At 70.0% G+C, this 11606-nt stretch carries 9 protein-coding genes and 1 pseudogene; 6 read left to right on the top strand and 4 right to left on the bottom strand.

Features of this window, described 5'->3' with window-relative positions:
• Positions 1 to 16: 16 nt before the first annotated feature.
• The 5 genes and pseudogenes from HNV26_RS39435 to HNV26_RS35000 form a co-directional block, all read left to right on the top strand.
• Positions 17 to 1387: pseudogene (locus tag HNV26_RS39435) on the top strand (AAA domain-containing protein); the annotation flags it as partial.
• A 213-nt stretch (positions 1388 to 1600) separates the two neighbouring features.
• Positions 1601 to 1780: a hypothetical protein gene (locus HNV26_RS35015; protein ID WP_225888111.1), complete on the top strand. Its 180-nt coding sequence runs from the start codon at positions 1601 to 1603 to the stop codon at positions 1778 to 1780.
• Positions 1781 to 1857: 77 nt separating this feature from the next.
• Positions 1858 to 2712, top strand: a complete 855-nt coding sequence (locus HNV26_RS35010) for an alpha/beta fold hydrolase (RefSeq protein WP_171445448.1) — start codon at positions 1858 to 1860, stop codon at positions 2710 to 2712.
• Positions 2713 to 2942: 230 nt separating this feature from the next.
• On the top strand, positions 2943 to 5939 hold the full coding sequence (locus tag HNV26_RS35005) for a choice-of-anchor D domain-containing protein (RefSeq protein WP_171445449.1): 2997 nt from the start codon (positions 2943 to 2945) through the stop codon (positions 5937 to 5939).
• Positions 5940 to 6018: 79 nt separating this feature from the next.
• Positions 6019 to 7263 (top strand): serine/threonine protein kinase, encoded by a 1245-nt coding sequence (locus HNV26_RS35000; RefSeq protein ID WP_171452977.1) that lies wholly within the window; start codon positions 6019 to 6021, stop codon positions 7261 to 7263.
• 8 nt (positions 7264 to 7271) lie between these two features.
• Here HNV26_RS35000 and HNV26_RS34995 read toward each other — a convergent pair whose 3' ends face one another.
• From HNV26_RS34995 to ttcA, 4 genes are all read right to left on the bottom strand, one after another.
• Entirely contained in the window at positions 7272 to 7634 is a 363-nt protein-coding gene (locus HNV26_RS34995; protein WP_171445545.1) for a GFA family protein, read from the bottom strand.
• Between the two features lie 65 nt (positions 7635 to 7699).
• Positions 7700 to 8524, bottom strand: coding sequence for a phosphate/phosphite/phosphonate ABC transporter substrate-binding protein (locus HNV26_RS34990; protein ID WP_171445544.1), 825 nt, complete (start codon positions 8522 to 8524; stop codon positions 7700 to 7702).
• Positions 8525 to 8536: 12 nt separating this feature from the next.
• Positions 8537 to 9361, bottom strand: a complete 825-nt coding sequence (locus HNV26_RS34985) for a TerB family tellurite resistance protein (protein WP_141592749.1) — start codon at positions 9359 to 9361, stop codon at positions 8537 to 8539.
• Complete coding sequence (ttcA, locus tag HNV26_RS34980) at positions 9340 to 10194, bottom strand: tRNA 2-thiocytidine(32) synthetase TtcA (RefSeq protein WP_171445543.1); 855 nt, start codon at positions 10192 to 10194, stop codon at positions 9340 to 9342. The genes HNV26_RS34985 and ttcA overlap by 22 nt, the downstream gene beginning before the upstream one ends.
• Positions 10195 to 10259: 65 nt before the next feature.
• On the opposite strand from ttcA, the gene HNV26_RS34975 reads away from it, so the two are divergent.
• The gene (locus HNV26_RS34975) at positions 10260 to 11429 is read left to right on the top strand and encodes a ribonuclease D (RefSeq protein ID WP_171445542.1); all 1170 of its coding nucleotides are present in this window, start codon (positions 10260 to 10262) and stop codon (positions 11427 to 11429) included.
• Positions 11430 to 11606 lie beyond the last annotated feature (177 nt).

Raw genomic sequence — 11606 nt, 5'->3', positions numbered from 1 at the left:
TGTATAAGAGACAGCCGAACAGCAGGACGCCACCGCCCGCGCGCTCGCCGCCGAGGACTTCTTCCTGGTCCACGGCCCTCCGGGCACCGGCAAGTCCACCGTGCTGGCCGAGGTCGCCGCCCAGGCCGTGGCGGATGGAAAGCGCCTGCTCTGCACCGCCGCCAGCAACGCCGCCGTGGACCACCTGTTGGACTTGTGCCTGGACAAGGGCCTGCGCGCCATCCGCGTGGGCCACCCCGCCCGCGTGGCCGCCCGGCTCCAGGAGCACACCCTGGACATCGTCGTGGAGTCCCACCCGGACCGCGCCGTCTCCCGCGACCTCTTCGACGAGGCCTACTCCCTGCTGGGCTACGCGCGCCGCCAGCGAAACCAGGGCCGCAGCCGCGAGCGCTTCGCCAACGCCCGCGCGTCCACCACCGAAGCCAAGGGCATGCTCGACGAGGCCCGCGCCCTGGAGCGAAAGGCCGTGAAGTCCGTGCTCGCCAACGCGGACGTCATCTGCGTGACGCTCTCCAGCCTCGACTCCGGCGTGCTCGCTGGGCAGCAGTTCGACCTGGCGCTGCTCGATGAAGCCACCCAGGCCACCGAGCCCCTGGCGCTGCTGGGCTTCCTGCGCGCGCCCCGCGTCATCCTCGCTGGCGACCCGCAGCAGCTACCGCCCACCGTCCTCTCCCAGGAGGCCGCGAAGGCGGGCCTGGGGGTGAGCCTCTTCGAGCGCTTGCTCAAGGACCACGGCGAGGGCGTCAAACGCATGCTGCGCGAGCAGTACCGGATGAACGCGCGCATCATGGACTTCCCCTCAAGGGAGATGTACGGCGGCGAGCTTCGCGCCCATCCGTCCATCGCGGACCGCACGCTCGACGCCGTCCTCACGCCTGGCGCGGACGTGGATGCGCCCCCCGTGCTCTACCTGGACACCGCGGGCAAGGGCTTCGACGAAGAAGTCGAGCCCACCACGCGAAGCCTCTTCAACCCCGGCGAGGCGGGACTGGTGGAAGCCCGCGTGCGCGCCCTGCTCGCCGCCGGACTGGCCCCCCGCGAGCTGGCGGTGATTACGCCCTACAGCGCCCAGGCCCATCAGCTCCGCGAGCGCATCGAGGCGCTCAGCCCCGAGGTGGAGGTCGACACCGTCGACGCGTTCCAGGGCCGGGAGAAGGACGCCATCATCGTCTCCCTCACCCGCTCCAACAGCGAAGGGCAGCTCGGCTTCCTCACGGACCTGCGCCGCATGAACGTGGCCCTCACCCGCGCCCGCCGTCACCTCTTCGTCGTGGGCGACTCCGCCACGCTCAGCGGGCATCCCTTCTATGCCCGCTTCGTCGAGGGGACCCAGACCCACGGCGGCTACCGCTCCGCCTGGGAATGGCCTGACGCCCAGGACACCTGACACCTCGGGTTGTAACAGGGTAAAGACAGACCCGCCCTGGGGCACTACGCAATCTATGCGAGGCTTTCCGGCCAAAATTGTCGCAACTGTGCACAATTTTTGTCACCCCGCTCCAGCGTTGGAGCGGTGCAGTGCCGGAAATTCGGGCCTTTGAGGCCACTCTCCTGTGCGGCATGAAACATGCTCTTCCCCGCGGCGGGGAGGAACCGCCACATGTCCCAGCAGGCGAATGTTACGAAGGAAAACGATGTCTGGGTTCTCCGTATCGAGAAGGACAACGGCAAGCAGCAGGAGTACCGCTGCGCCACCGAGAATCAGGCGCGCCAGCTCGCGATGATTCTCTCCCGGCCCGACACGGGCGGGCCGCCGCGACAACCCGCTGGACCCCGCTGAACACGCGCCGCGTCCGGGCGAGGATGACGGTTCTCCCGGGCGCGTGAACCGGGTAAGGCACGGGGCAGGAGGCTCCCGTGTCCGACGCGCTCGAATCCCTCTCTGTTGATGCCGAAGGCCTGGCGCTGCATGTCCGGCAGCGCTCCGCGCCCGACGGGCCCGCCGTGCTGTTCCTGCATGGCTGGTTGGACCATTCCCACAGCTTCGATGCCCTCATCCCGCACCTGCCCCGAACGTGGCGGCTGGTGCTGCTCGACTTTCGGGGCATGGGCCGCAGCGCCCACGTGGGGCACGGCGCCACCTACCAGTTCAGCGACTACGCGCTCGACGTGGAGGCCACGTTGGACGGGCTGGGCCTGGACGTGGTGCACCTGGTGGGGCACTCGCTGGGCGGCATCGTCTCACAGGCCTACGCCGCCGCCCGCCCGGGGCGTGTGAAGAGCGTGACGCTCATCGAAAGCCTGGGTCCCGCTGGCGGGCCCGCGGAAGGGGCCCTGGCCCGGCTGCGCAGCGCACTGGATGACGCGCGCCGCCCGCCCAACCGCAAGCGCTACCCCACCGTGGAGGCCGCCGCGGCGCGGCTGCTGGAGAACAGCCCCACGCTGACGCAGGACGCGGCGCTGTACCTCGCCCGGCACGGGACGGAGCCCTGCGAGGGCGGCTTCGCCTTCACCTTCGACCCGCGCCACCGCCGCCGCTTCGGCATGGGCTATGACGAGGCCCAGTGGATGGCGCTCCAGGCCGGCGTCACCTGCCCGCTGCAGCTCATCCTCGCCACCGGCGGGCTGCGCCACGATGAAGCCCTCATGCACAACCGTACGCAGGCGCTCCAAACCCTCGCCCATCCGCCGCTGCACCTCCCTGGCGGGCACCACGTCCACATGGAGCAGCCCGAAATGGTCGCGGAGGCGCTCATCCGCTTCATCCGCTGACACCCACCCACACTTCCTCACCGCCGGAAGGACGGGAAAGTCTTTCACCCTCCAGAGTATCGCCCTTCCTCTTTGCCCACTGGATGACACCCACATCACGCCAACCACCTGAAATCAGGGAGACGCCCCCTCGCTCCCTGGGTTGGTACGTAAATTGATGGAGGAGCAGGGGGCGGATCACGCACCGGGCACGGGCCGGTGGGTGTGGGGAGAAGGGTGGGGAGCGGGAAATGAGGATGGGGCTGACAGGGCGTGGGCTCACACTGGCGTTGCTCGTAACCATCGGGACGGCGTGCCACGAGGGGAAGGAGACCCGCGCGGTGCAGGCCACCGCGGTGGTGGACACGGACCTCCTCGACTTTGGTGATGTGCCCGTGGGTGAGTGGCGGGAGCGGGAGGTCCGCATCCGCAACGTCGGGTACGTGCCCTTCTCCGCCCTGGACGCGCTGGGCCTGGCCAACAACCCCTCCTATGAAGTGGAGCTGGGCGAAGGCTCCGAGCGGGTGCTGCCGGGCGAGTCCCACGTGGTGCACGTCCGCTTCCACCCGCTCACCGAAGGCCTGGCGACGGAGACGGTGCACGTCAAGACGGACGCCAACCAGGGCGCGGAAGCCCAGGTGCAGGTGATGGGCATCGGCACGCCCACCCCCATCGGCGTGGAGCCGCCCTTCCTGGACTACGAGACGCTCGAGGTGGACAGCGAGCGCACGCTGGAGGTCACGGTGACGAATCCCGTGGACCTGCCGCTGACACTGACGGTGGTGGGCACGCACCCGGACCCCTTCGCCCCGGACACCGTCACCATCCCCCCGCTGTCGTCGCGAAAGGTGAGCACCAGGTACCTGCCCCGCACGCTGGGGAACATGGGCGCGCGCATGGAGATTCTCTCCTGTGAGGGCTGCACGCCATCCACCGTGGAACTGAAGGGCAGCTCGGTGGCCTCCGCCTTCGTGTTCGACCCGGCGCCCGTCCCCTTCGATTTGATTCCGGTGCATGAGCGCACGCAGTCATACACACGCGCGCGCAACATCACCTGGCGCCCCGTCACCATCGAGCGGCTGGTGACCAGCGACCATGCCTTCGTGCCGCTTTCCCGGCCGGAGGGCTCCTCCGTCGGCCCGGGCGAGGTCGTCGAGATGCAGATGGAGTTCGCGGCGCGCTTCTCCGGTCCCAACGTGGGCGACCTCACGGTGCACTACACGTCCGACAAGGCGCGCAATTCCCAGGTGATTCTGGACGCGCGCGGCGGCCGGCCCACGCTGGCGGTGACGCCGGTGACGCTGGACTTCGGCGAGGTGCCGGTGGGCGGCAAGGTGGAGCGCGTCATCCGCATCTCCAACGCGGGCACCAACGGCCCCCTCCACTTCATCGGCGTGGCGGCGGGCGGCGACAGTCCGCAGTTCAGCGTGGACGTGCCCACGCGCGGCACCGAGGCCTATCCGTGGAGCGGCGGCGTCTGGCCCGTGCTGGAGGCGACGCCCGGGCTGCCCATTGCCCCCGGCCCCGACGCGCTGGAGCTGAAGGTCTACTTCGAGCCCACCGCGGCGGGCACGTGGACGGCCGCGCTGCGCGTGCGCTCGGATGACCTGTTCAACCCGGAGCGCGAAATCATCCTCACCGGCCGCTCGCGCCCCACCGCGCCGTGCGTGTACGAGTTGACGCCGCAGCCGGTGATGGACTTCGGCAACGTGACGCCGGGCCGGGGCGCGGTGCTGGGCTTCTATTTCCGCAACCCGGGCAGCGCCGAGTGCGCCGTGAAGAACATCCACATCAGCAACGACGGCGGCGGCGTCTTCTTCATGCCGGGCGGCCGGCTCACGGGTGGCGTGGTGCCATACGACGCGGGCTTCAGCGCCATGGTGGCCTTCCGGCCGCAGGCGGAGGGGGACTTCACCGGCGAGTTGCAGTTGACGGTGAGCAACCCGGCCGCGCCCGTGGTGCGCCTGCCCCTCAAGGGCGTGTCCCGGCAGAGCTGCCTGGTGGCGACGCCGTCCTTCGTGGACTTCGGCCCCATCCGCTACGACTGCGCCGCGGCGCCCCGGAAGACCTACGTGGCCAACCGGTGCAGCAGCCCCGTCACGGTGACGGGCGCGGACATCGGCAACGGCACCAGCAACCAGTTCTCGCTGGTGATGCCCATGCCGGCGCCCGTCACGCTGGCGCCGGGCGCGGGCTTCGAGCTGGAGGTCGGCTACGCGCGCAACGTGCACGGCCAGCACTTCAGCCCGCTGTACGTGCGCACACCCAATGAGCCTTCACCCTTGCTCGTGCCGCTGCTGGCGGAGACGAACCACGAGGGCATCCAGGTGGACCGCTACACGCAGGGCGCCGACAGCCAACTGGACGTCCTCTTCGTGGTGTCCAACACCACCACCATGCAGCAGTACCAGGACCGGCTGAAGGAGGCGATTCCGCAGTGGCTGCAGGCGGCCCAGACGAACGGCGTGGACGTGCGCGTGGGCGTCACCAGCACGGGCCTGGTGGCCCGGGGTCCGCAGTGCGGCGGCGGCGCCAACGGCGGCGAGGCCGGGCGCCTCTTCCCGGTGGACGGTAGCCGGCCCCGCGCGGTGTCCGGCTCCAGCGCCACCGCGGCCGCGGACATCCAGGCCAACCTGGGCGTGGGCATGTGCCACAACCTGGTGCAGGGCCTGGAGACGATGCGCCAGGCACTCTCCGCGCCGCTGTCCGAACAGATGGATGACCCGCGCACCCCACAAGCCAATGACGGCAACTCCGGCTTCGTCCGCGCGGCGGCCCGCATGGCGGTCGTGGTCCTGGCCGACGAGGACGACAACTCCGGCTTCGGTCCGGAGAGCTACATCCAGTTCCTCCAGACGCTGAAGGGGACGGGCATGTCCCACCGCAGCCGGCTCTACGGGCTGGTGCCCACCGACGCCGGCTGCGCGACCGCGGGCAGTGGCTCGGCCCGCTTCACCGCCGTGGCCCACGGCACGGGGGGACAGGTGGCCAACATCTGCGGACAGAACTACGGCGGGCTGCTGGACCAGGTCATCCAGGGCGCCGGGGAGCCGCAGGCGGACTTCCCGCTCACCGCGACGCCCACGGGCCTGGGGGAGATGGGCGTGCGCGTCCAAGGCCAGCCGGTGCCCGCGACGCAGTGGGTCTACGACGCGGAGCAGAACGCCATCGTCTTCCAGCCCGGGGCCGTCCCCCTGGCCGGCCAGTCGGTGGAGATCCGCTACCGCAGCCTCTGCGCGGTCCCGTAGGCCCGGCAGGGAGGTCCGGGGCACCCCGGGCAAGACAGGGAAGTGCGGTGTTACAGGAAATGATGCACCGTGGACTTCCGTGTTCCCGCCCGGCGCGGCTATCGTGGCGGACGTCGTGGAAACATTCGGCCGCTACGAGCTGCTTCGGAAACTCGCCATCGGCGGCATGGGCGCCGTCTACCTCGCCCGGCAGAAGGGGCCGGTGGGGTTCCAGAAGCTGCTGGTGGTGAAGCGGCTCCTGCCCCACCTGTCCGAGGACGACGAGTTCATCGACATGTTCCTGGACGAGGGGCGCATCGCCGCGCACCTCAACCACCCCAACATCGCGCAAATCTACGACTTGGGAGACGTGGACGGGCAGTACTTCATCGCCATGGAGTACGTGCATGGCGAGGCCGTGGGGCCCCTGGGCGCCCGGGCCCAGCAGCACGGCATCACCATCCCGCTGGGGCTCAAGTGCCGCATCATCGCGGACGCCGCCGCGGGCCTGGACGCGGCCCACAACGCGCGCAGCCCTTCGGGCCGGAAGCTGGCGTTGATCCACCGGGACGTGTCCCCGCAGAACGTGCTGGTGGGCTTCAACGGCGGCGTGAAGCTCATCGACTTCGGCGTGGCCAAGGCGTCCGGGAAGCTGTCCCAGACGATTGTCGGCACCATCAAGGGCAAGCACGCGTACATGTCCCCGGAGCAGGCCCGCGGTGAGCCCCTGGACTCGCGCTCGGACGTGTTCGGCCTGGGGACGGTGTTCTACGAGCTGCTGACGCAGCAGCGCCTCTTCAAGCGCGAGACGGAGCTGGCCACGCTCAAGGCGGTGGTGGGGACGAAGATTGTCCCTCCGTCGGAGCTGGTGCCGGAGATTCCCAAGGCCCTGGACGCCATCGTCTTCAAGGCGCTGGCGCGCAAGCGGGACGAGCGCTTCTCCACGGCCGGTGAGCTGCAACTCGCGCTGGAGGAGTTCCTCCTCACGGAGAAGCTGCACGCGACGACGGCGCACCTGGCGGCCTTCATGCGGGACATGTACGCGGAGGAGCTGGAAGAGGACCGCTTCGCCACCGAGCCCACCATCATCAACTTCGACCCGCGTCAGGCGGCGAGGGCCCAGTCCCCCCGGCCTCCGGCTCGCGCCAGCGGTGGCTCCTCCCCCGCTACGTCGCCCGTGAACGCCGGTCAGCCGCGGCCCGCCGCCCCGGCCCGGCCGCCAGCCGCCGCGCCCGGAGCGAAGCCCGCCCCGGCGAAGCCCGCCCGGACGCAGACGACGGAGGCCGCCCCGGCGAAGCGGCCTCCACCGAAGGGCCCCGGCGGACAGGGCGACGGCGGCAAGTAGCCCGCGGACTAGAAGCTCTTTCCGTCCACCTTCATCACCGGCAGGCCGTCCAGCTCGATGCCGTCCAGGCAGCGGACGTTGATGGCGCGCATCTCCTTGCCATCCGGCATCGTGCCCTTGCCGAAGGAGCGGACCCCACACGTGTCACAGAACAGGTGGTGGATGCTCTTCTTGCCGAACTGGTAGTCGGTGATGTGCTCGGCCCCCTTCTGGAGGTTGAACTGCTCCGCGGGGGCGAAGCTCAGCAACATGCCCGTCTTGTGGCAGATGGAACAGTTACAGGACACCAGCGGCTGGCTCAGGTCCAGGCTCACGTCGTAACGGACCCGACCACAGTGGCAACCACCCTCGTAGCGCTTGGATTCGGACATGCGCGCATCCTGCCCCAACGCGCACGGGAAGCGCGGCACGAAACGATGACGCCTGGCGGCACGGCTTACAGGCTGGCCAGCGCCACGCGGTACAGCGCGCGGTAGCCCATGCGCGGCGCGGACTCGAAGCGCTCCGCGTTGAAGATGTCCTTCAGCAGCGCCTGCCCATCCGGCGACGTCTGGAGGCTCAGCAGCGTGGACTCCAGCGAGCTCACCAGCTGCGGCTGCAGCCCCATGGCCACCGGGACACCGTCGTTGGGGGCCTCGTCGGTGTACGCAATCAGCTCGAAGCGCCGTCCGGCGCCCGCGCCCAGCACGTCCTCCACGCCGGTGGCGAACGTCAGCCCCGTGGACGCCGGCGGGCAGAAGACGCTGGTGACGTCCGCCTTGCCGTCCAGCACCGACTCCAGCGCGCCCTGGTACGAGCCCGCGAAGTGCTGCGCGAAGAAGGCCCGCGTCGGCTCCAGGCCCTGCGTCTTGAGGTAGGCGGTGGGCAGCAGGTAGCCCGCCACCGAATCCCGGTCCACCCAGGAGGCGGTGGTGCCCTTCAGCCGCTCCACCGTCAGGCCCGCGCCCGCCCGGCACACCAGGGCGGAGCGGTAGGACGACATGCCCCGGCGCACGCCGCGCACCACCACCCGCACGCCCATGGCTTCCATGCGCGCGCAGACGAAGGGCGGGGCCCAGGCCGCGTCCGCGCGGCCGGAGAGCAAATCCTTGGCGAGCGTCTCGTAGCTGGACGCGACGCTCACCTCCACCAGCTTGCCCAGCGCGCGCTGGAGGAACGACGCCAGGCGGTCCGCGCGCTCTCGCGCCGTCTCGCTGCCCAGGGAGGGGGGCAGCCCGAACCGGAAGGAATGCCGGGGCGTCGAGGGGGCTTGCAGGGTCATACGAACCCCTAACTACCCCTCCCTGCCCAGTCGCGCCACTTCATCGTCAGCCAGGCCGAAGGTGGCCTGGAGCATATCCAGGATTCGCTGCTCGGGATGGCTCGGGGCGCCCCCCGCGTGGGCAATCTTGATGGCCAGCCGGAAGGCCTTCACCCGCTGGGCGTGCGTCGTCAGGCCGTGGGCCAGCACATGGAGTCGCTGGGGCAGGCCCTCGGCGGCCAGGGCCGTCACGGACTCACTGACGAAGCTCTGGGCGCGCTCGGGGCTGACGTTTTCGAAGAGGGGGTCCGCCGCGAAGCTCTCCACCAGCGCCCGGGCCTCGGCCTCCTGGAGCTTCCCGTCCGCGGCGCTCACCAGCACCATGACCTCCGCGAACAGCCGCTCCAGCGGCTCGCCCAGCGCCTCCGCCAGGCTGCCGCCGTTCTCGATGACGTCGATGATTTGCGCCACCTCGTCCTCGGAGATGCCCAGCGCGGCCTGGAACGTCTTGAGCAGGCCCAGCTCGTCCCGCGTGGCGCGCTGGTCCGCCAGGGCCACCGCCGCCGCCAGCCCGAAGGCCAGCATCCGGTTCTTGTGGTCCGGCAGCCGGCGCCGCAGCGACGCGAGCACGTCATCCAGGTTCTTCGCCTCCGACAGCCGCGCGGCGCTGGTCTCCACCAGGGCGTTGAGCTCGTCCGGGCGGGTGCCCTCGAACTCCGGGCGCTCCAGCACGCGGCTGAGGAGCGTCTGCATCTCCCGCTGCGAGACGCGCCCGTCGGCCATCGCGGCCAGCAGCATCGCCTCCACCAGTGCGCCGTTGCGGTCGTTCCGCGCCTTCACTGCCTGCTCTCGAGCCATGGGCTGGCGCTCCCTTGCGTGTCCTTCGGTTCGGTCGTCGTGGCCCCGTCCTCGCTGGCGTGCAGCGGGTCGGGGTTGAGCGTCTTGTCCAGCAGGTGACTCGGCCGCACGTTCGCCATGGCGTTGAGGACGCTCTGGCGGACGTTGGGAATCTCCTTGCCCAGCTCCTCCATCAGCCGCTGCATCCGCTTGCGCTGGAGGTTCTCCTGCGTGCCGCACAAGTCGCACGGGATGATGGGGAAGGCCATCAACTCCGCGAACTTCGCGATGTCCTTCTCCGGCGCGTAGCACAGCGGGCGGATGACCACGTTGCGCCCGTCGTCGCTGCGCAAGAGGGGCGGCATCGCCTTGATGGAGCCGGCGAAGAAGAGGTTGAGCAGCAGCGTGTGGATGAGGTCGTCGCGGTGGTGGCCCAGGGCAATCTTGGTGCACCCCAGCTCCACCGCCGCCGTGTAGAGGATGCCGCGCCGCATGCGCGAGCACACCGAGCACTGCGTCTTCCCCGGAGGCGTCTTCTCCAGGACGATGCTGTAGGTGTCCTCCTTCAGCAGCTTGTACGGGTAGCCCTCGCGCTGAAAGTACGCCTCCAGCTTGTCCGCCGGGAAGCCGGGGTGGCCCTGGTCCAGGTTCACCGCCAGCAACTCGAACTTCACGGGTGCGCGACGCTGGAGCTCCCGCAGGAGGTGCAGCATCGTGTAGGAGTCCTTGCCTCCGGACACGCCCACCATGATGCGGTCCCCGTCCTCAATGAGGCGGTGGTCCGCGATGGCTCGGCCCATGTGGCCAAGCAGACTCTTTTCCAGGCGCTGGACGTCGTTCATCGGCGCGGCCATCCTAGCGGCGGCCCGGGAAAAAACACCTCAATCCCAAGGCCCGGTCCGCTAGCCTGCCTCCCGCAATGCCGACCTACCCGCAAGGTGCCGTTGACGTAGTAGATGCCTCAGGAGAAGAGCGCGCGACCCGCACGCTGGAAGCCGCGCGTGAAATCGCAGTGGACCTGGAGGCGGACTCGATGCACGCCTTCCGCGCCCGGCTGTGCTTCCTCCAGCTCGCCACCGACGACCAGGTCTTCCTGTTGGACACGCTCCAGCCGGGCGTGGTGCCGGGCATGCTCGCCCCGCTGATGGCCGACCCGTCGCGCACCAAGTTCTTCCACGCCGCCCAGGGCGACCTCCAGTTCCTCGCCGAGGTGGGGGTCCGAGTGCAGGGCCTCTTCGACACCCACCGGGCGGCCACCCTGCTGGGGTGGCCCAAGGTGGGTCTGGCCGACCTCGCCCGGGAACGGCTGGGCGTGGAGCTGCCGAAGGAGCACCAGCAGTCGGACTTCTCCATCCGCCCCCTGCCCCCGGGCATGCGGGAGTACATCGCCAATGACGTGCGCTACCTGTGCGAGCTGGGCCGCCAGGTCCGCGACGCCTGCCGCGAGGCCGACATCCTGGAGGAGGTCCTCCTGGACTGCGTCCGCCTCTGTGACGAGGCCGCGGCGCGCCCCGACGTGGGCGCTGACTTCAAGCCCAAGCTGCCCCGCGCCGGGCTGAATCCCACGCAGATGACGCTGGCCCACGCCATTGCCCACGCCCTGCACCGCAAGCGGCTGGAGTGGGCGGAGAAGGACAACGTCCCCATGGGGCGCATGCTCTCCAACATGGCGCTGGGTGACATCGCGGTGAAGCTGCCCACCAACCCCAAGGAGCTGGCGCGCATGGCCGGCGTGCGGGGCTCCTTCATCCGCTCTCACGGAGAGGAGCTCCTGGCCGTGGTGCGCGAACTGCTGGAGAAGTCGCGCCGGGGTGAGCTGGCGCCGGAGCGCGAAGCCAAGGGCCCCAAGGACGCCAACAAGCGCAAGCGCGAGGAGGCCCTCAAGACCTTCCGCGTGGAGAAGGCCACCGAGCGCAAGGTGACGCCCAGCGTGGTGCTGACCAATCCGCTGATGGACGCGCTGGCCTCGCAGCCCCCGAAGGACGTGGAGGCGCTGACGCAGGTGCCCTACTTCGGGGAGAAGCGGGTGCGGCTGTACGGCCCCGCGCTCCTGGAGCTGCTGGCCGCCTACCCCGTCCTCAACGCCTGACGTGAAGGTGGGGCCGCGACCTGCTCGCGGCCCTGGCGCCAGTCATGGAGAATGTCCGCCCGCGCGCCCCTTCCCGCCGCGGATGGAGGTGCTCCCGGTGCGGTGCCGACACTTCATCTATCCGCTGCTCGTCCTGTGCCTCGGCGCCTGTGCGGGCTCGCGGCCCCTGCCCGCCCC

The sequence above is a fragment of the Myxococcus xanthus genome, assembly GCF_013116825.1.
Classification (GTDB): domain Bacteria; phylum Myxococcota; class Myxococcia; order Myxococcales; family Myxococcaceae; genus Myxococcus; species Myxococcus xanthus_B.
The sequence above is the reverse complement of the archived record's forward strand: the minus strand, read 5'-3'. Positions and strand labels throughout refer to the sequence as shown.